Below are 18,629 nucleotides of genomic sequence, written 5' to 3'. Positions count from 1 at the left end.
TCCGCACGACGTCCATGGCTGCGTTGCATTGCCTAGCCGTACTATTCGTACTGTCTTCGGCAATGCGCCTTGCCCTGAACGCCGTGCGGGGCACTCCAGCATTCGCTGATTAAGTCAGCACCAGCCGCATTTCCACATGCGCAATCCCCGCCTCTTCGAATACTTCCCCCTGCTGCACGAAACCGTGGCGCGCATAGAATGGCGCGGCCACGGTTTGCGCGTTCAGCACCACGGCGGCATCGCCCCGTTCGCGGGCTTTGTCCATCAGCAAGGTCAAAATGGCGCCGCCCACGCCCGTGCCGCGGCCCGGCTGGCGCACGGCCATGCGGCCGATGTGGCCGTCAGGCAATAGCCGGCCCGTGCCGATGGCGTTGCCGGCATCGTCGTAGGCCACGGCGTGCAGGCAGACGGCGTCCATGTCGTCGAGTTCGATCTCGGCCGGCACTTTCTGTTCATCGACGAAAACTTCAAAACGGATGGCGGTGGCGTCAGGGCCCAGGGTGGCCCAGTCGCCGAGGCGGATGGTGTGCTTGGTCATGGTGTAATGTAGAAAGAGACAGGCCGCAATTGTCGCACGACCTGCCTTTCCACAGAGAGATCAGCTGAGCTTGACCAGTTGCTTGCCGAAGTTGCGCCCTTTTAAGAGGCCGATGAACGCTTCCGGCGCGCTGGCCAGGCCGTCAGCCACGGATTCGCGGAATTTCAGCTTGCCCGTCGCCACCAGCGTGCCCAGTTCACTCAAGCCTTGCGGCCAGAATTCCGGCTGCTCGGAAACGATGAAGCCGCGCACGGTGAGGCGGTTGGTGAGGATCAGGCGCGCATTGTCGAGCGGCGTCGGTTCGCCGTTGTAGCCGGCGATCCAGCCGCACACGGCGATCCGGCCAAACGCGTTGGTGCGCGCCAGGGCCGCATCGAAGATGGCGCCGCCCACGTTTTCAAAGATGGCGTCGATGCCGTCCGGCGTGGCCGCCGCCAGGTCGGACGCCAAGCTGCCCGTCTTGTAGTCGACGCAGGCGTCGAAACCCAGTTCATTCACCACATACGCGCACTTGTCCGCGCCGCCGGCGATGCCGACCACGCGACAACCTTTCAATTTCGCCAACTGCCCCACGACGCTGCCCACGGCGCCGCTGGCCGCCGACACGACGACCGTTTCGCCCGCTTTCGGCGCCATGATCTGGTTCAAGCCATACCACGCCGTCATGCCCGGCATGCCGACGGAACCCAGGTAGGCGGAAGCGGGAATGTGCGTCGTATCGACCTTGCGCAGCATGGTGCCGTCCGACACGGCCACTTCCGTCCAGCCCAAAGTGCCCACGACGGTGTCGCCCACGGCAAACTTCGGATGCTTCGATTCCAGCACCACGCCCACCGTGCCGCCTATCATGGTTTCATCGAGCGCCTGCGGCGCCGCATAGCTTTTATTGGCGCTCATGCGTCCGCGCATATAAGGGTCGAGCGACAGGTACTGGTTGCGCACCAGCAATTCGCCATCCTGGATGGCGGGAATCTCTTTGGTTTCCAAACGGAAATGTGCCGGCTGCACTTCCTCATTGGAGGCGGGGCGCGAGGCGAGGACGATGCGTTGGTAGGTGGTCATGATGCTCCTGTCAATAAAGTGAGAGAGTTACATGCTGATGAACAAGGTGTCTGCTGCGTAAAGACTAGATCTCATAATCCATACATTGTCTGGCTTCCCGCACGGCGCCAAAGAATGGCTTGATTTTCACGTGCTCGGGGTGGTACTGGTAAGCGTCGAGCGCCTCGCGGCTGGCAAATTCGCTGTACAGCACGATGTCGTAGGTCGCTTCCAGGCCCGGCTGGGCCACGGCTGCCTCGAATTTCAATATGCCCGGCACCAGGTCCGAGCAGGAATCGAGCAGGGCTTTCAGTTTCAATGCATTGGTGGCGCGGTCGGCGCCTTCGGCGTGGTCTTTGAGTTTCCAGAAAACGATGTGCTTGATCATGGCGGCAGGCTGCTTGTTTATTAATGAAGCATTACTGTAACCGCTATCGGCGCGTCTTGCAGGAACAGGGCGCGAAATGCAAACGGGCGGCCCTGGAAGCCGCCCGCGGACCAGGTTTACCTATATCACAGCACTTCGAACAGCCCGGCCGCGCCCTGCCCGCCGCCGATGCACATGGTCACCACCACGTATTTGACGCCACGGCGCTTGCCTTCGATCAAGGCGTGGCCCGTCAGGCGGGCGCCCGACACGCCGTACGGGTGGCCGACGGCGATCGCGCCGCCGTTCACGTTCAGGCGGTCCATGGGGATGCCCAGGGTGTCGGCGCAGTACAGCACTTGCACGGCGAACGCTTCATTGAGTTCCCACAGGCCGATGTCGGCTACCGTCAAGCCCGCCTTTTTCAGCAGCTTCGGGATGGCAAACACGGGCCCGATACCCATTTCATCGGGTTCGCAGCCGGCCACGGCGAAGCCGCGGAAGATGCCCAGCGGCTGCAAGCCTTTCGCTTCGGCCACTTTCGCATTCATGACGATGGCCATAGCCGCGCCATCGGAAAACTGGCTGGCGTTGCCGGCGCTGATGACGCCGCCCGGAATGGCCGGGCGGATCTTCGCCACGCCATCGTACGTCGTGTCCGCGCGGATGCCTTCGTCTGCCGAGATCGTCACTTCGCGCGACACCAGCATGCCGCTGGCCTTGTCGGCCACGCCCATGATGGTGGTCATCGGCACGATCTCCGCATCGAACAGGCCGGCAGCCAGGGCCGCGGCGGCGCGCTGCTGGCTTTGCGCGCCGTAGGCATCCTGGCGCTCGCGCGAGATCTGGTAGCGCTTGGCCACGGTTTCAGCCGTCTGCAGCATGGGCCAATACACTTCCGGCTTGTGCTGCTGCAGCCAGACGTCGCGGTACATATGCGTATTCATTTCATTTTGCACACAGGAAATCGATTCCACGCCGCCAGCCGCATAGATATCGCCTTCGCCGGCGATGATGCGCTGCGCCGCCAGGGCGATGGCCTGCAAGCCCGAGGAACAAAAACGGTTGACGGTCATGCCGGCCGTCGTGACGGGGCAGCCGCCGCGCAAGGCCACCTGGCGCGCGATGTTGCCGCCCGTGGCGCCTTCGGGAAATGCGCAGCCGACCAGCACGTCTTCCACTTCTTCCGCTTCGATGCGCGCGCGCTCGACGGCGGCCGCCAGCACATGGCCGCCCAGGGTGGCGCCATGCGTCATGTTGAACGCGCCCTTCCAGGACTTGGCCAGGCCCGTGCGGGCGGTCGATACGATGACGGCTTCATTCATGCTGTGTCTCCTTGTGGGAATGTTATATGGTCGGGTGATAGATCTGCGGAATCAGAATAGCACATTTAAGTACGGTCGTTCGCAAAGTTGAAATGAATGGCAACTTGTAAGCTTGCTGTAAGTTTCAAGCAAGCATGACGTAAGGTTCGGAGAACACACTCGCCTCCAGCTGTTGCAAGAATGGTCAAAAAGACCGCGGCAATGGTTCACTATAAAACATAGGGAGACAAACCATGGCATCACCATCCGGCTCTGCCGACGTACGGAAAATTTCCACCAAAGGAACGCCGATTACGCCAGAGGAACGCAAGGTCATCTTTGCATCCTCCTTGGGCACCGTCTTTGAATGGTACGATTTTTACCTGTACGGTTCGCTGGCATCGATCATCGCCAAGCAATTCTTCATCGGCGACCCCACCACCACCTTCATCTTTGCGCTGCTGGCCTTTGCCGCCGGCTTCATCGTGCGTCCGTTCGGCGCGCTGGTCTTCGGCCGCCTGGGCGACATGATCGGCCGCAAGTACACTTTCCTGATCACCATTCTGATCATGGGCGGCTCCACCTTCATCGTCGGCTTGCTGCCGGGCCACGCATCCATCGGCATCGCCGCACCGATCATCCTCGTCATCCTGCGCATCCTGCAAGGCCTGGCGCTGGGCGGCGAGTACGGCGGCGCAGCCACCTACGTGGCCGAGCATGCGCCTGAAGGCAAGCGCGGCGCGTTCACGGCGTGGATACAGACGACGGCAACCCTGGGCTTCTTCCTGTCGCTGATGGTCATCCTGGGCACCCGCCTGGCGACCGGCGAGAAGGATTTCGAGGCGTGGGGCTGGCGCATTCCCTTCCTGGTCTCCGTCATCCTGCTGGGTATTTCCGTATGGATCCGCCTGGCCATGAATGAATCGCCGGCGTTTGCCAAGATGAAGGCCGAGGGCAAGACCTCGAAAGCCCCGCTGACGGAAGCGTTCGGCAAGTGGAAGAACCTGAAGATCGTCATCCTGGCCCTGATCGGCTTGACGGCCGGCCAGGCAGTCGTGTGGTACACGGGCCAGTTCTACGCCCTGTTCTTCATGATCCAGACCCTGAAAGTGGATCTGGCAACGGCCAACGTGCTCGTCGCCGTCGCCCTGCTGCTGGCCACGCCGTTCTTCCTGTTCTTCGGCAGCCTGTCCGACCGCATCGGCCGCAAGTACATCATCCTCGGCGGCTGCCTGATCGCCGCGGCTACCTACTTCCCGATCTTCAACGGCCTGACCCACTTCGCCAACCCGCAGCTGGAAGCAGCACTGAAGAACTCGCCAGTGGTGGTGGTCGCCGATCCGGCTTCCTGCCACTTCCAGTTCAACATGACGGGTACCAAGAAGTTCCCATCGTCGTGCGACATCGCCACGGGCTTCCTGTCGAACAGCTCGGTGAACTACACGAAGGAAGACGCGCCGGCCGGCAGCATCGCCAAGGTGCGCATCGGTACGAAGGAATTTAGCTCGTTCAACGCCGTCATGACGGCCGACGGCCTGAACTTCGATGCGGACAGCAAGGCCCACGAAGCGGCGCTGAAGAAAGAACTGGGCGCCGGCATCAAGGAAGCGGGCTACCCTGCGAAAGCGGATCCGGACCAGATCAACAAGCCGATGGTCGTCTTGCTGCTGTTCATCCTGGTGCTGTACGTGACCATGGTGTATGGCCCGATCGCCGCCATGCTGGTGGAAATGTTCCCGACGCGTATACGCTACACCTCGATGTCCCTGCCCTACCATATCGGTAACGGCTGGTTCGGCGGCTTGCTGCCGACCACGGCCTTCGCGCTGGTGGCCTTCAAGGGCGACATTTATTATGGCCTGTGGTATCCGATCGTCGTCGCCCTGGCGACTGTCGTGATCGGCACCCTGTTCGTCAAGGAAACCAAGGACAACAATATCTACGCCGACGATTAAATGGATGCCGGCCCCGGCCGCAAGACCGGGGTCCGCAAAGCAAAACGCCGCTGACTGGTCAGCGGCGTTTTTTTATGTGGCGTCTATGGCGGCAGGCTTACTTGTCGTTTTTCTTTTTCAGCTGGTCGCGCTGCTGCACGTATTCCTGGTAGCTGGTCTGGTTGCGCTTGCGGCAGGCGTTGCGGTCGTCAAAATTATTGAGGCTGTTGCAATACTCGCCGATCTTGTCCCGGTTTGCGTCATACAGTACTTCACAGCCAGTAATGGCCAGCAAGAAGGGAATGATCAGATATTTCATTGCTACTCTCATGGATAGGGACGGGATTGCGCGAAAAACACCAGATTGCCCACTGGATAAGCGGGCAGCTTTATCTTAACGCGATCCTGGCGAAAAGTACAAGCGCTCGGTATTACTTATTAGAAAGGATTACCTGCGCGCGCGCCACTGCATGCTATGGTGGAAGTTTCTCCAACCGGATTCGTCCCCAGGCATGCCGACCATCGCCCCCGCCCCCTGCGGCCCGCTGCAGCAGCATTTCGACGCCTTGCTGCAAGACGTCTGCGCCAGCCTGGCTGCGCACGCCGGTCACTTGCTGGACGGCATATACCTGTACGGCAGCATCGCCCGCGGCGATGCCACGCCGGGCGTGTCCGACCTCGACCTGACCCTGGTGCTGCGCCAGCCGCCCACGCCGCCGCAGCGGGAAACGCTGGAAGCGCTGCGCCTGGCCCTGCAGGCACGCCACCGGGAAGTACTGAAAATCGATTTCGATATCGGCCACCGGGCCCAGGTGCTGGCGCCGGAGCACCTGTACAGCTGGGGCTACTGGCTCAAGCACCAGTGCCGCTGCCTGTGGGGCGAGGACCTGGCGCCGCACTTTGCGCCCTTCTCTCCCTCGCGCGCCATCGCCCTGGCCGTGAATGGCGACTTTGCCCGCGTGCTGGACGATTATGCGCGGCGCCTCGATGACGAGCGCGACCTTGCCGCCATCGCCCGCCTGCAGCGCGAAGCGTCGCGCAAGCTGATCCGTTCCTGCAACCTGCTGCGCCAGGATGGCGATCCCGGCTGGCCCGCCAGCCTGGACGAGCATGTCGCGCTGTTGCTGCGCCGCTATCCCGCCATGCAGGCGCAGGCGGCCTATTTTCTTGCCCAGGCCAGGCCCGGCGCCGCGCCGGCCAGCGGCTTTGCGCCGGCGCTGCGCCAGTTCACGCAGTGGCTGGCGCAGCAACAGGCGGGCTAGACGCCGGCCTCGTCGTTCAACAGCGGATTGCCGGCCGCAAACGCCGCCAGGTGCTCGAGCAGCACGCGCACGCGGGCCGGCAGGTAGCGCCGCTGCGTCCACACGGCGTACACGTGGCGGGGCTGCGGCATCCAGTCGGGCAGCACGCGCACCAGGCTGCCGCTGGCCACTTCGTCGCGGCATTGCAGAAGCGGACACAGCAGGATGCCGATGCCCGCATCGGCCATCTCCACGGCCAGGCGCATCTCGTTCACGCGCAGGCGCGCCTGCGGTTCGATCACCATTTCGGCGCCGTCGCCGGGCCGCCGCAAGCGCCAGGTGCGCAGCGGTTCGGCCACGATCAGCTCGTGCTTTTCCAGCTCCTGCAAGTCGCGCGGCACGCCGGCGCGCGCCAGGTAGCCGGGCGCGGCCACCATCACCAGCGCGGCGCTGCCCAGGCGGCGCTGCATCAGCGAGGAGTCGTCGAGCGAGCCCACGCGGATGGCCAGGTCGGCGCCGCTGCCCACCAGGTCTTGCAGCAGGTTCGACAGTTCCAGCTCCAGGCGGATGTCCGGATACTTCTGCATGAAGCTGACCCAGGCCGGCGTCAGCAAGCCGCTGGCGAAGTTGACGGGCGCCAGCACGCGGATGCTGCCCGAGACGGCCGACAGGCTGGCGTCGAGCTGCTGCGTGGCTTGCCGCAGGGCATGGACCAGGGGACGGCACTGCTCGTAGTATTGCCAGCCTTCCGCCGTCGGCTGCAGGCGGCGCGCGCTGCGGTTGAGCAAGCGGTAACCGAGCTGGCTTTCCAGCTTTTGCAGCCGGCGCGTGACGGTGGCGGCGGGCAAGTCTTCCTTGACGGCCGCCGCATGCAGGCTGCCCGCCTCGACAATGGAAACAAACAGGGCTAAATCATCGAGCATGATTGCATTTTCGGAATTTGAAATTAAAAATATGGCTCTAGTATAGATTGCTGCAAGTTGTTACGCTGCCCTTTCCTTACCATTTTGAAAGTGTCCCATGTCCGAAGCCCTGCGTTTGCGTTGCGTATTTGCCTTCCTGATGTCGCTGGTCATGACCCTGCTGATGAGCGCCTGGGTCACCTGGCTCAATATCGGCCTGCAGGCGGACTTCCTGCCCCGCTGGCGCCACGCGTTCTTCGCCGCCTGGCCCGTGGCCTTCTGCGCCGTGATGCTGTTCGCGCCCCGCGTGCAAGTCATCAGCCGCAATATCGTCACCCGGCTGGCGCGCCCGGCACCGACCTGCCCCGCCTGCGCGGCCGATGCGCCATGTGCGTGCGCCCGCCGCCCTTAACCAGCAGTCGGCCACCGGCAGTATCACTCGGTCACTCCCGCCCCCGGCCGCCCTGATCCGGGCTATGCTATGGCCGTCCTTGTTTTTACTGCGGAGTGACCATGCTCGACCACGTTTCCCTCACCGTCAGCGACCTGGAACGCGCCGAGCGCTTCTACGACGCCATCTTCGCCGCGCTCGGCGTGCCCAAGGTGGGCAGCGACCATGCCAATGCGTGGATAGGCTATGGCGAGCGCAGCGATGCCGAACACCCGGAACGCAGCTATTTTTCCGTGCGGCTGGGCCCCGCGCCCGGCGACGCGCCGCGCCGCCATTGCTGCTTCAAGGCCCCCTCGCGCGCGGCCGTGGAAGCGTTCTGGCATGCGGGGCTGGCGCAGGGCGGCATCGACCTGGGCGCGCCCGGCTTGCGCCACTATCACGCCAGCTATTACGCGGCCTTTTTGTTCGATCCCGACGGCAACCGCATCGAAGCCGTCTGCCACCGCGCCGACGCCGGCTGACAGGACGGGAAATCCACCTCTGTTCGGCATTTCCACTTCGTGACGATTTGCCTATAATGGCTGGCACGCCATACCGGTCCCCGGTCCCTGCACCAAGAAGGAGATTCATGCATCATCTATTCGTCGGCCGCCCCGCGCGCACCATGCTCCTCTCCAGCGCCGGCTTGCTGCTGGCAGGCTGTTTTTCCGGCTGCTCCCTGTTGCCATCGACCCCGGTCATGCCCGGCGTGCCGGCTACCGCCGCCCTGCCCGACGCCAGCATCGCCTACACCGTGAGCGGCCAGGGCGGCGTGCCCGTCGTGTTCCAGTCGGCCATGGGCGACGGCAAGGATGTGTGGGCCAAGGTGGCGCCCGAAGTGGCCAAGCAGCACCGCGTGCTCGTGTACGACCGTCCCGGCTACGGCGGCAGCAAGAAAACCACCACGCCGCGCGACCCGTGCACCATCGCCGCCCAGCAGCGCGCCCTGCTGGCGCAAGCGGGCCTGAAACCGCCGTATGTGCTGGTCGGCCATGGCTTGGGCGGGCTGTACCAGTATGTGTATGCGAAGCTGTACCCGCAGGACGTGGCCGGCCTGGTCTTGCTCGATCCCACGCACCCGCAGCAATGGAACCGCCTGCAGACGGACGCATCCACCTACGCCATGCTCGTCAAGACGCGGCGCAAGCTGATGTTCAACAGTACGGAATCGGCCGAATTTGATGCCCAGACGCAATGTCTGCAGCACGTCGACATGGGCAGCCCGCTGCGCGTGCCCGCCATGCTGCTGGTGCGCGACAAGTTTGGCATCGAGGAAATGGGCTCGTTTGAAAACGTGGTGCGGGCCCAGGAAAAGGATTGGCAGCGCCTGTCCGGCGCGCCAGCCATCGAGCGCATCACGGGCGCCGGCTACTACATCCAGAAGGACAACCCCGTCATCGTCAACGAAGCGATCAAGATGGTAGCGAAGAAGAAATAAAAAAAGGGCAGAGAAATCTGCCCTTTATCATTCAACAGCCCAACATCAACTATTGAAGCCCTTGCCCTCGCCCGCCAGCTTCACCAGCAGGGGCGCCGGCGTCCACGCTTCGCCATGGCGGCCTTTCGCATAGCCGGCGATCGTATCGAGCACGTTCGGCAAGCCGACCGTGTCCGCGTAGAACATCGGGCCGCCGCGGAACAGCGGGAAGCCGTAGCCCGTCAGATACACCATGTCGATGTCCGAGGCGCGCAGGGCGATGCCCTCTTCCAGGATGCGCGCGCCTTCGTTGACCAGCGCATATACGAGCCGTTCGACGATTTCCTGGTCGCCGATCTTGCGCCGCGCCACGCCGATGTCGGCGGAGTGCTGGACTATCATGGCGTTGACCTGTTCCGAGGCGTACGCCTTGCGGTCGCCCGGCTTGTAGTCGTACCAGCCGGCGCCCGTCTTCTGGCCATAGCGCCCCAGTTCGCACAGCAGATCGGCCGTCTTCGAATACGTCACTTCCGGTTTTTCCACATAGCGGCGCTTGCGGATGGCCCAGCCGATGTCGTTGCCGGCCAGGTCGCCCATGCGGAACGGGCCCATGGCAAAGCCGAATTTCTCGACGGCCTTGTCGACCTGCTCCGGCAGGCAGCCTTCTTCCAGCAGGAAACCGGCTTGGCGGCTGTATTGCTCGATCATGCGATTGCCGATGAAACCGTCGCACACGCCGGAAACGACGCCCGTCTTTTTCAGCTTTTTCGACAGCGCCAGCGCCGTGGCCAGCACATCCTTGCCCGTTTCCTTGCCGCGGACGATTTCCAGCAGCTTCATGACGTTCGCCGGGCTGAAGAAATGCGTGCCGACCACGTCTTGCGGGCGCTGGGTGAACGCGGCGATCTTGTCCAGGTCCAGGGTCGAGGTGTTCGAGGCGAGGATGGCGCCCGGCTTCATGACGGCGTCGAGCTGCTTGAAGACAGTTTCCTTGACGCCCAGCTCTTCGAAGACGGCTTCGATGACGATGTCCGCCTGCGCGATGTCCGCATACGCCAACGTGCCGGAAACGAGCGCGATGCGCTGCTCGGCCTTGTCCTGCGTCAATTTGCCCTTCTTGACCGTGTTTTCATAATTCTTGCGGATGGTGGCCAGGCCCTTGTCCAGCGCTTCCTGCTTCGTTTCCAGCAAGGTCACGGGGATGCCCGCGTTGGCGAAATTCATGGCGATGCCGCCGCCCATGGTGCCGGCGCCGACAATCGCCGCGCTGGCGATGGCGCGCACGGGCGTGTCGGCCGGCACGTCGGGCACCTTGCTGGCGATCCTCTCGGCAAAGAAGGCGTGGCGCAGGGCTTTCGATTCCGGCGACTGCACCAGCTGCATGAACAGTTCGCGCTCGTACTTCAAGCCGTCGTCGAACTTCATCGTCACGGCGGCCGCCACGGCATCGACGCATTTCAGCGGTGCGGGGAACGGGCCGGACATGGCTTTCACGGTATTGCGCGAAAATTGCAGGAACGCTTCGTGGTTCGGGTAATCGACCTTGCGCTCGCGCACTTTCGGCAGCGGGCGCACGTCGCCCACTTTCGTGGCGAAGGCCACGGCGGCGGCCAGCAAGTCCGCGCCGGGCGCGATGACTTCGTCGAACAGGGCCGTGCCGGCCAGTTTTTCCGACGCCACGGGCGTGCCCGAGACGATCATGTTCAAGGCCATTTCCAGGCCCAGCACGCGCGGCAGGCGCTGCGTGCCGCCCGCGCCCGGCAAGATGCCGAGTTTAACTTCAGGCAAGGCCATCTGCGCGCCAGGCGCTGCCACGCGGTAGTTGCAGCCCAGCGCCAGCTCCAGGCCGCCGCCCATGCAGACACTGTGGATGGCCGCCACTACAGGCTTGGTCGATTGCTCGACGACGTTGATCAAGGTATGTAGCGTTGGTTCCGTGAGCGCCTTGGGCGAATTGAATTCCTTGATATCGGCGCCGCCCGAAAAGGCCTTGCCGGCGCCCGTGATGACGATGGCTTTGACGGCGTCGTCCGCCAGCGCCTGGCGGATGCCGGCCACGGCGGCCGTACGCGTCGCCAGGCCCAGGCCGTTGACGGGCGGGTTGGCCAGGGTAATGACGGCAACGGCGCCGTTCACTTGATATTCAGCACTCATGTCTCTTCCTTGTTGGTCTATAGGTTTTTGCTTGGCGATGAGGTGGTTGCAAGGGATGAAGCTGCACTATACCGCATAAAAGAACGCTCGTATTATTTTTGTCGTGCGCGCGCAGGCGCCAGCATGGTACGCCATGGTACAACATCATTTGCGGAAAGATTCTGCTGCATGCAGCAAGGTCCAGTAGAAGCTATCACTTGAATATTCATTTAAATAATAAAAGCACAATAATAATAACGCCGTTTTATTATGTAAGAAAATGCGTTTGTTATATGCCGGCATGGGCCAATTGCGACAGTTTTTACATTATTTATTCCCGCCCCTTGTTTTTCGCCAGATGCTGGGGAATAATAAAATTGTTGATACAAATCAATACTCTACAATTTATCTACAATAAGGCATACCGCAGGAAAAACACTGGCGGCCGTTCTGCGCGCACATTCTCACCGATTATCACCAGATGTCGACCGCGGCAATAACATTGCTGCCTTTTATGGATAGCAGTAAAAGTAATAGCAGCGGCATTATCGTTCCCATTCCTCTTCTCACCCCGAAGGAAATACTATGGACGCAGCCAGCCATGTCAGCCACTCCCAGGATCTGGACTTACAAGCGATAAATACTGCATTGAACCGTGTCCAGGCCGTGATCGAATTCGAACTCGACGGCACCATCCTGCATGCGAACGACAATTTCCTGCGCGTCGTCGGCTATACCCTGGCGGAAGTACAAGGCAAGCACCATGCCATCTTCTGCGACCCCGAGTATGTCAAGACGGATGAATACAGCAACTTCTGGGCCAAGCTGGGACGCGGCGAGTTCGACCATGGCGAATACAAGCGCCGCGCCAAGGATGGGCGCGAAGTGTGGATCAACGCATCCTACAACCCCATCCTCGACGCGGACGGCAAACCGTATAAAGTCATCAAGTTTGCCACCGACATCACGGCCACCAAGCGCCGCAACGCCGATTACGAAGGCAAGATCGACGCCATCAGCAAGGCCCAGGCCGTGATCGAATTCCGGCTCGACGGCACCATCCTCGACGCCAACGACAATTTCCTCAAGTCCGTCGGCTACACGCTCGACGAGATCAAGGGCAAGCATCACCGCATGTTTTGCCTGCCCGACTACGCCAACAGCGACGACTATGCGCAGTTCTGGCACAAGCTGGGACAAGGCCAGTTCGACGCGGGCGAATACAAGCGCGTCACCAAGGACGGCCGCGAAATCTGGCTCAATGCCTCGTACAACCCCATTTTCGATACGGAAGGCCGGCCCTTCAAGGTGGTCAAGTTCGCCAGCGACGTCACGGCCCTGAAAAAGCGCAACGCCGAATACGAAGGCAAGGTCAGCGCCATCGGCAAGGCGCAGGCCGTGATCGAATTCGACATGCAGGGCAATGTGTTGGATGCGAACGACAATTTCCTCGCCGTCATGGACTATGACTTGAGCGATATCAAGGGCGAGCACCACCGCATGTTCTGCGAGCCCGAGTACGCGAGCAGCGCCGAATACAAGAAATTCTGGCAAAAGCTCAACCGCGGCGAATTCGACGCGGGCCGCTACAAGCGCCTGGGCAACCATGGCAAGGTGGTGTGGATACAAGCCACCTACAACCCCATCCTGGACCTCAACGGCAAGCCGTATAAGGTGGTCAAGTTCGCCATCGACATCAGCGAACAGGTGAACCTGGAAAACAGCATCCAGTCCAAGGCCGCCAACGACAGCCGCAAGGTCAATGCCCTGCTCGAGTCGGTGGCGCGCGCGGCGCAAGGCGACCTGACCTGCAATATCGTGCCCGAGGGCGACGAGCCGATCGACCTGCTGGCCGGCGGCATCAGCAAGATGATCATCGACTTGCGCGGCGTGATCGGCAACGTGGTGTCGGCGGCGAACGGCTTTGCCGACGCCTCGCACGCGATCGCCGAACGGGCCACGGGCGTGGCCGTGGGCACGCAGGCGCTGGGCGCCACGGTGGAAGAAATGAACGCCTCCATCGACGGCCTGACCTTTTCCATCAATTCCATCGCGGAAAACACCTCGAACGCCGATTACCTGGCGAAAGCCACGCAGCAGGAAGCGGAAGCGGGCGCGCGCGCCGTCGCCAAGTCGATCGAGGCGATGGACTTGATCAACCGCTCGTCGGAAGACATCGGCGAAATCGTCAAGGTGATCAGCGAAATCGCCAACCAGACCAACATGCTGGCCTTCAATGCGGCCATCGAGGCGGCCCGCGCGGGCGAGCACGGCCTGGGCTTTTCCGTCGTCGCCGACGAGGTGCGCAAGCTGGCCGAGCGCTCTTCGCAGGCGACCAAGGAAATTTCCAAGCTGATCAACGAGTCCGTCAAGCGCGTCTCGACGGGCAGCGAAATCTCCCGCCAGGCCAGCGACGCCTTCGACAAGATCGTCTCGGGCGTGGCAAAGACCACCCTGGCCATCTCGGATATCTCGAAGGCGGCCAACGAGCAGCTGCTGACGGCGCGCGAAGTCTCCACGGCGATCCAATACATTGCCGAGGAAACGGAAAAGTCGGCCGCCAACTGCGACAGCATCGCCCGCTCGACGGATGGCTTGAACGAGCGCGCGGGCAGCCTGAACCAGACTGTCTCCGGCTTCGTGGTGTAAGCCATGAGCCACGCGGCCACCTTGACGCCCGAGGTGCTGACGACCCTGATCGCGCTGGTGCGCCAGCATACGGGCATCGCCATGACGGCGCGCAAGAGCGTCTTGCTGGAACGGCGCTTGCAGCCACGGCTGCAGGCGCTGTCCCTGCACAGCTACCAGGCGTACCTGGACCGCGTGGCCAGCGACCGCGACGAGGTGGCCCATTTCATCGACCTGGTGACCACCAACGACACCCTGTTCTTCCGCACGCCGTCCATCTGGGATTATTTCCGCGACCGCTACCTGCCCGCCTGGGCGCGCGCGCATCCGGGCGGCTGCCTCGCCATCTGGTCGGCGGCGGCCGCCAGCGGCGAAGAACTGTATTCGATCGCCATGCTGTGCGAGCAATTCAAGCTGCAGGCGCCCGCCTTCCGCTACCAGATCCTGGCCAGCGACATTTCGCAGCAGATCCTGGGCGCGGCGCGGGCCGGCCAGTACAGCGGCCGCTCCGTCGAGCGCATCCGCCTGTCGCATCCTGACTTGCTGCGCAAATATTTCACGCCCGCGCCGCATGGCGTCAAGGTCAACGAGGAGTTGCGCCAGCACGTCAGCTTTGCCCAGCATAATCTGCTGGAAGCGCTGCGCCCGGCCCAGCGCTTCGACCTGGTCTTCCTGCGCAATGTGCTCATTTATTTCGACGCCGAGCACCAGGAAACCGTGCTGCGCCAGGCGCGCCTGAGCCTGAAGGACGAGGGCCGGCTGATCCTGGGCGAGTCGGAAACCATCGCCCGCCTCGGCACCGGCTATCAATTCGAGTTTCCCATGATTTATAAGGCGGGTACCGCATGAGCATCATCATCGAGCATAAGCTGCCACTGCAACATGTTGGCATGGGGCAACTCAGCGTGGGCACGCAGGGCGAGCAGCTGCAAGCCTTGCTCGGTTCCTGCATCGGCATCGGCTTCATCTGGAAGAATGGCCCGTGCTGCGGCCTGGCCCACTGCCTGCTGCCGGAAGCGCCCGGTACCGCCGGCGCCCCTGGCGCTCCGAATGCACGCTATGTCAGCCAGGCCGTGCCCTCGCTGCTGCGCCTGATGGGCGTGCGCCAGGCCGATTACGCCGATATCGAAGTGGTGCTGGCGGGCGGCGCCAGCATGTTTGGCCCGCGCAACGGGCGCTTGCAAGTGGGCCGACAAAACGCGGAAGCGGCGCAAAAATACCTGGACCAGTGCGGCTTGTCGGTGAGTTTTTGCGCGCTGGGCGGCCGCCACGGGCGCCAGTTGCTGATCGATTGCGCCCGGCACAGCTATGCCGTCACCGATGTGGTGGCGCAACCCGAATTGATTCCACGCAAGGAAGGCGCATATGGATATGCATGAAGCAACGGGCTTGCAAGCGCAGGGGGCCAGCGACACGGCCACCGAACTGTTCGGCTCCTTCCACCTGGGCGACGATGAATTCGCCCTGCCCGCCAGCTGCATCCGCGAGGTCGTCAATTACCCCGCCAAAGTCACCGCCCTGCCCCTGTCGCCCGCCTACCTGGAAGGCATGTTCACCTTGCGCGGCAGCGTCATTCCGGTGGTCAACCTGGGCCGCTTGTTCCGCGCCGACGCGCCGCGCGCCGTGGCCACGGACAAGATCGCCATCCTCGATTTCCAGCAGGTGCTGATCGGCATCGTCTTCCAGGATACGGGCGAAATCCTGCGCGTGCCCGCCAGCGCCCGCAGCGCCCTGCAGTATGCGGCCGGCGACAGCCACGCCGTCATCGCCGGCACGATCCTGCAGGACGGCGGCGCGCGCCTGCTGCAGGTACTCGACCCGCACGCCCTGCTGCGCATCGAAAACGTGCCCCACGTGCTGGCCCTGCAGGCCACGGGCGCCAGGCTGAGCACGTCCCGCTACCATGCGCAAAGCGAACGCCGGCAGTGCGTCAGCTTCCATGCGGCGGGCGCCACGTTTGCCTTCGAAATGCTGGCCATCCAGGAAATCATCCGGGTGCCGGAACTGCACAGTTCCCTGCTGAACAGCGAACTGTGCCTGGGGCGCATGCATTTTCGCGGCAGCCAGGTGGCCGTCGTCGATTTCGGCGCCCTGCTGCAGGCGGGCGAGCCCGGCAAGGCAGCCACCGGCGACCAGCGCATCATCGTCGTGCGCCTGGAGGACACGACCGTGGGCTTCCTCGTCGACTCCGTCGACAGCATCGTGCATTTCTTTGGCGACGAAGTGCTGCCGATTCCCCTGCTGAGCAAGGCGCGCGCCGCCATGTTTGCCGGCTGCATCACGAAAGAAGGCCTGGGCGACATCATTTTCCTGGATCACAAGGAAATCCTGTCGCAGGCGGAGATCGTCGAAATGCGCGACGGCCACGCGCGCCTGTACCCCAGCGACCCGGAAACGGCCACCGCCGCCACGCGCAAGGCGCAGCGCCGCGTCTACATCACGTTTACGGTGGAAACCCGCTTCGCCGTGGAAATCGGACAAGTACGCGAAATCATCGATTTCAGCGGCGCCATCACCATGCCGCCAGGCATGCCGGCCTGCATGCGCGGCATGCTGAATTTACGCCAGCAAATGATCAGCATCATCGACTTGCGCCAGCTGTACGCGATGCCGGCCTTGCCGGACGCCAGCGCGGGCAAGATCCTGATCGTGGAACGGGGTGACGAGCGCTACGGTTTTCTCGTCGACCATGTCGATAACATCATGACGATATCCGACAGCCAGCGCTTTGCGGCGCCGCAAATCATCCGCACGGGAGAGCATGACGACTTGCGCAGCGAAATGGATGAAATGATCGATATCGGCACGGATAAGCAGCGCCAGACCCTGTCCGTCTTCCAGTGCGATCATTTGCTGGAAAAGCTGGGGTCGGCGCTGCCGCAGGCGGCCTAGGCTGGATTACATCCCCGGCAGCTTGTGCCCCTTGAACTGCTCGCGCAGCTTGTTTTTCTGGATCTTGCCCGTGGCGCCCATGGGCAAGGCATCGATGAACAGCACGTCGTCCGGCGTCCACCACTTGGCGATCTTGCCTTCGAAGAACTGCAATAGCGCATCGCGCGTGACCGTCATGCCGGGACGCAGCACCACCACCAGCACGGGCCGTTCATCCCATTTCGGGTGGAACACGCCGATACAGGCCGCCTGCAGCACGGCCGGGTGCGCCATGGCCAGGTTTTCCAGGTCGATGGTGCCGATCCACTCGCCGCCCGACTTGATCACGTCCTTGCTGCGGTCCGTGATCTGCATGTAGCCGTCCGCATCGATGGTAGCCACGTCGCCCGTGGGGAACCAGCCATCCTGCAGCACCTCGCCGCCCTCGTTCTTGTAGTACGAGGAAATGATCCACGGCCCTTTCACCAGCAAATGGCCGTAGGCCACGCCATCCCACGGCAATTCCTTGCCATCGTCGTCGACGATCTTCATGTCCACGCCATAGATCGCATGGCCCTGCTTTTGCAGGATCTTGCGCTGTTCCTCCTTCGGCAAGTCCATGTGCTTGGTCTGCAAACCGCCTGCCGTGCCCAGCGGCGACATTTCCGTCATGCCCCAGGCGTGGATGACCTCGATGTCGAACTTGTCGATCAGGGTATCCATCATGGCGGGCGGGCACGCGGCGCCGCCGATCACCGTGCGGCGGAAGGTGGAAAACTGCAAATTATTCTGCAAGGCGTGATTGAGCAAACCCAGCCAGACGGTGGGCACGCCAGCCGAGAACGTCACCTTTTCCGCCTCGAACAGTTCGTACAGCGACTTGCCATCGAGCGCCGCGCCGGGAAACACCATGCGCGCGCCAGACAGGGGCACGGAATACGGCAAGCCCCACGCATTCACGTGGAACATGGGCACGACGGGCAGCACGGTATCCGAAGCGCGCACGTTCAGGGCGCTGGGCATGGCCGACGCATACGCGTGCAGCACGGTCGAGCGGTGCGAATACAGGGCGCCCTTGGGGTTGCCCGTCGTGCCCGACGTGTAGCACAGGGTGGCGGCTGCATTTTCGTCGAACAGGGGCCAGGCGTAATCGTCGGAATGCGTGGCGATCAAATCTTCATAGCACAGCAGGTCGGGAATCGTGCTGCTGGCGGGCATGCGGTCGCGGTCGCACATCAGCACGAAGTGACGGACAAACGTGCAGTCGGCGGCGATTTTCTCCACCACGGGCAAGAAGGTCAAATCGAACAGCAAGACCTGGTCTTCGGCATGGTTCGAGATGTAGGCGATCTGGTCGGGGAACAGGCGCGGATTGATGGTGTGCAGCACGGCGCCCGAGCCGGACACGGCATAATAGGCTTCCAGGTGGCGGTAGCCATTCCAGGCCAGGGTGGCGACCCGGTCGCCCATGCCGACGCCGAGGCCATGCAAGGCGTTCGCCAGCCGGCGCGCGCGCTGGTGGCAATCGCGGTAGGTGTAGCGGTGCATATCGCCCTCCACCCGCCGCGAAATGATTTCGCTGCCTCCATAATGACGCGCTGCAAACTCGATAATGCTGGAAATCAGCAGGGGCTGATTCATCATCTGGCCCATCACTGGACTCAAGGGAAATGCCGACATCGTGTCTCCTGGGTTGGATACTCGGTTATTGTTGGAATTTAAAGATTTTCCTTAGTTTCGTACGGTCGTGCGGAAATCGTCAACGCATTTCGATATTGCATTGCAGCATGGAATTTTCGATTCCGTTTTTTGCCGCCTTGGCC

Annotated in this window: 17 protein-coding genes; 9 read left to right on the top strand and 8 right to left on the bottom strand. The window is 62.5% G+C overall.

Going from position 1 to position 18,629, the window contains the following annotated elements; all coding sequences use genetic code 11:
• Nucleotides 1-109 precede the first annotated feature (109 nt).
• The 4 genes from O3298_RS12190 to O3298_RS12175 form a co-directional block, all read right to left on the bottom strand.
• Nucleotides 110-538, bottom strand: coding sequence for a GNAT family N-acetyltransferase (locus tag O3298_RS12190; protein WP_305059479.1), 429 nt, complete (start codon nucleotides 536-538; stop codon nucleotides 110-112).
• Nucleotides 539-598: 60 nt separating this feature from the next.
• Nucleotides 599-1,600, bottom strand: coding sequence for an NADP-dependent oxidoreductase (locus O3298_RS12185; RefSeq protein WP_369811558.1), 1,002 nt, complete (start codon nucleotides 1,598-1,600; stop codon nucleotides 599-601).
• Nucleotides 1,601-1,664: 64 nt separating this feature from the next.
• Complete coding sequence (locus O3298_RS12180; protein ID WP_305059478.1) at nucleotides 1,665-1,967, bottom strand: Dabb family protein; 303 nt, start codon at nucleotides 1,965-1,967, stop codon at nucleotides 1,665-1,667.
• A gap of 125 nt (nucleotides 1,968-2,092) precedes the next feature.
• Nucleotides 2,093-3,271, bottom strand: a complete 1,179-nt coding sequence (locus O3298_RS12175) for an acetyl-CoA C-acyltransferase (protein WP_305059477.1) — start codon at nucleotides 3,269-3,271, stop codon at nucleotides 2,093-2,095.
• A 233-nt stretch (nucleotides 3,272-3,504) separates the two neighbouring features.
• Between O3298_RS12175 and O3298_RS12170 the strand changes: the two genes are divergently transcribed.
• Nucleotides 3,505-5,205 carry an MFS transporter gene (locus tag O3298_RS12170; RefSeq protein WP_289904891.1) on the top strand — a complete coding sequence of 567 codons (1,701 nt, stop codon included), beginning with the start codon at nucleotides 3,505-3,507 and terminating at the stop codon, nucleotides 5,203-5,205.
• A gap of 97 nt (nucleotides 5,206-5,302) precedes the next feature.
• Here the strand turns inward: O3298_RS12170 and O3298_RS12165 are convergent, their stop codons facing one another.
• Nucleotides 5,303-5,503 (bottom strand): hypothetical protein, encoded by a 201-nt coding sequence (locus O3298_RS12165; RefSeq protein WP_077404762.1) that lies wholly within the window; start codon nucleotides 5,501-5,503, stop codon nucleotides 5,303-5,305.
• A gap of 193 nt (nucleotides 5,504-5,696) precedes the next feature.
• Between O3298_RS12165 and O3298_RS12160 the strand changes: the two genes are divergently transcribed.
• Nucleotides 5,697-6,446, top strand: a complete 750-nt coding sequence (locus O3298_RS12160) for a nucleotidyltransferase domain-containing protein (protein WP_305059476.1) — start codon at nucleotides 5,697-5,699, stop codon at nucleotides 6,444-6,446.
• Here O3298_RS12160 and O3298_RS12155 read toward each other — a convergent pair.
• Complete coding sequence (locus O3298_RS12155; RefSeq protein ID WP_251348622.1) at nucleotides 6,443-7,348, bottom strand: LysR family transcriptional regulator; 906 nt, start codon at nucleotides 7,346-7,348, stop codon at nucleotides 6,443-6,445. The genes O3298_RS12160 and O3298_RS12155 overlap by 4 nt on opposite strands.
• A gap of 97 nt (nucleotides 7,349-7,445) precedes the next feature.
• Between O3298_RS12155 and O3298_RS12150 the strand changes: the two genes are divergently transcribed.
• The 3 genes from O3298_RS12150 to O3298_RS12140 all read left to right on the top strand — a co-directional run bounded on the left by O3298_RS12150 (nucleotide 7,446) and on the right by O3298_RS12140 (nucleotide 9,195).
• A complete protein-coding gene (locus O3298_RS12150) occupies nucleotides 7,446-7,739 on the top strand; it encodes a DUF2798 domain-containing protein (protein WP_305059475.1) in 294 nt (97 codons plus the stop codon).
• Nucleotides 7,740-7,840: 101 nt separating this feature from the next.
• Complete coding sequence (locus O3298_RS12145; protein ID WP_099667886.1) at nucleotides 7,841-8,239, top strand: VOC family protein; 399 nt, start codon at nucleotides 7,841-7,843, stop codon at nucleotides 8,237-8,239.
• Between the two features lie 107 nt (nucleotides 8,240-8,346).
• Nucleotides 8,347-9,195, top strand: a complete 849-nt coding sequence (locus O3298_RS12140) for an alpha/beta fold hydrolase (protein ID WP_305059474.1) — start codon at nucleotides 8,347-8,349, stop codon at nucleotides 9,193-9,195.
• Nucleotides 9,196-9,240: 45 nt separating this feature from the next.
• On the opposite strand, the gene O3298_RS12135 is transcribed toward O3298_RS12140, so the two are convergent.
• Nucleotides 9,241-11,328 (bottom strand): 3-hydroxyacyl-CoA dehydrogenase NAD-binding domain-containing protein, encoded by a 2,088-nt coding sequence (locus O3298_RS12135; RefSeq protein ID WP_305059473.1) that lies wholly within the window; start codon nucleotides 11,326-11,328, stop codon nucleotides 9,241-9,243.
• A 627-nt stretch (nucleotides 11,329-11,955) separates the two neighbouring features.
• Between O3298_RS12135 and O3298_RS12130 the strand changes: the two genes are divergently transcribed.
• From O3298_RS12130 to O3298_RS12115, 4 genes are read left to right on the top strand one after another with little or no spacing between them, the layout of a single operon-like run.
• Nucleotides 11,956-13,956 carry a PAS domain-containing methyl-accepting chemotaxis protein gene (locus O3298_RS12130; RefSeq protein WP_251348618.1) on the top strand — a complete coding sequence of 667 codons (2,001 nt, stop codon included), beginning with the start codon at nucleotides 11,956-11,958 and terminating at the stop codon, nucleotides 13,954-13,956.
• 3 nt (nucleotides 13,957-13,959) lie between these two features.
• On the top strand, nucleotides 13,960-14,784 hold the full coding sequence (locus O3298_RS12125) for a protein-glutamate O-methyltransferase CheR (RefSeq protein ID WP_305059472.1): 825 nt from the start codon (nucleotides 13,960-13,962) through the stop codon (nucleotides 14,782-14,784).
• Entirely contained in the window at nucleotides 14,781-15,314 is a 534-nt protein-coding gene (locus O3298_RS12120) for a chemotaxis protein CheD (RefSeq protein WP_305059471.1), read from the top strand. The genes O3298_RS12125 and O3298_RS12120 overlap by 4 nt, the downstream gene beginning before the upstream one ends.
• Entirely contained in the window at nucleotides 15,301-16,827 is a 1,527-nt protein-coding gene (locus tag O3298_RS12115; RefSeq protein ID WP_305059470.1) for a chemotaxis protein CheW, read from the top strand. Before O3298_RS12120 ends, O3298_RS12115 begins: the two co-directional genes overlap by 14 nt.
• Nucleotides 16,828-16,833: 6 nt before the next feature.
• On the opposite strand, the gene O3298_RS12110 is transcribed toward O3298_RS12115, so the two are convergent.
• Nucleotides 16,834-18,486, bottom strand: coding sequence for a 3-(methylthio)propionyl-CoA ligase (locus O3298_RS12110; protein WP_305059469.1), 1,653 nt, complete (start codon nucleotides 18,484-18,486; stop codon nucleotides 16,834-16,836).
• Between the last annotated feature and the right edge of the window lie 143 nt (nucleotides 18,487-18,629).

Origin of the sequence: Janthinobacterium sp. SUN137 (assembly GCF_030587265.1) — a bacterium.
In the GTDB taxonomy this organism is placed as follows: Bacteria; Pseudomonadota; Gammaproteobacteria; order Burkholderiales; family Burkholderiaceae_D; genus Janthinobacterium; species Janthinobacterium kumbetense.
This window is presented reverse-complemented; position numbering and strand designations above follow the sequence as displayed.

Coding starts and splice junctions, on each gene's coding strand:
- O3298_RS12190 (WP_305059479.1), bottom strand. CDS start 538: ATGACCAAGCACACCATCCGCCTCGGCGACTGGGCCACCCTGGGCCCT.
- O3298_RS12185 (WP_369811558.1), bottom strand. CDS start 1,600: ATGACCACCTACCAACGCATCGTCCTCGCCTCGCGCCCCGCCTCCAAT.
- O3298_RS12180 (WP_305059478.1), bottom strand. CDS start 1,967: ATGATCAAGCACATCGTTTTCTGGAAACTCAAAGACCACGCCGAAGGC.
- O3298_RS12175 (WP_305059477.1), bottom strand. CDS start 3,271: ATGAATGAAGCCGTCATCGTATCGACCGCCCGCACGGGCCTGGCCAAG.
- O3298_RS12170 (WP_289904891.1), top strand. CDS start 3,505: ATGGCATCACCATCCGGCTCTGCCGACGTACGGAAAATTTCCACCAAA.
- O3298_RS12165 (WP_077404762.1), bottom strand. CDS start 5,503: ATGAAATATCTGATCATTCCCTTCTTGCTGGCCATTACTGGCTGTGAA.
- O3298_RS12160 (WP_305059476.1), top strand. CDS start 5,697: ATGCCGACCATCGCCCCCGCCCCCTGCGGCCCGCTGCAGCAGCATTTC.
- O3298_RS12155 (WP_251348622.1), bottom strand. CDS start 7,348: ATGCTCGATGATTTAGCCCTGTTTGTTTCCATTGTCGAGGCGGGCAGC.
- O3298_RS12150 (WP_305059475.1), top strand. CDS start 7,446: ATGTCCGAAGCCCTGCGTTTGCGTTGCGTATTTGCCTTCCTGATGTCG.
- O3298_RS12145 (WP_099667886.1), top strand. CDS start 7,841: ATGCTCGACCACGTTTCCCTCACCGTCAGCGACCTGGAACGCGCCGAG.
- O3298_RS12140 (WP_305059474.1), top strand. CDS start 8,347: ATGCATCATCTATTCGTCGGCCGCCCCGCGCGCACCATGCTCCTCTCC.
- O3298_RS12135 (WP_305059473.1), bottom strand. CDS start 11,328: ATGAGTGCTGAATATCAAGTGAACGGCGCCGTTGCCGTCATTACCCTG.
- O3298_RS12125 (WP_305059472.1), top strand. CDS start 13,960: ATGAGCCACGCGGCCACCTTGACGCCCGAGGTGCTGACGACCCTGATC.
- O3298_RS12120 (WP_305059471.1), top strand. CDS start 14,781: ATGAGCATCATCATCGAGCATAAGCTGCCACTGCAACATGTTGGCATG.
- O3298_RS12115 (WP_305059470.1), top strand. CDS start 15,301: ATGGATATGCATGAAGCAACGGGCTTGCAAGCGCAGGGGGCCAGCGAC.
- O3298_RS12110 (WP_305059469.1), bottom strand. CDS start 18,486: ATGTCGGCATTTCCCTTGAGTCCAGTGATGGGCCAGATGATGAATCAG.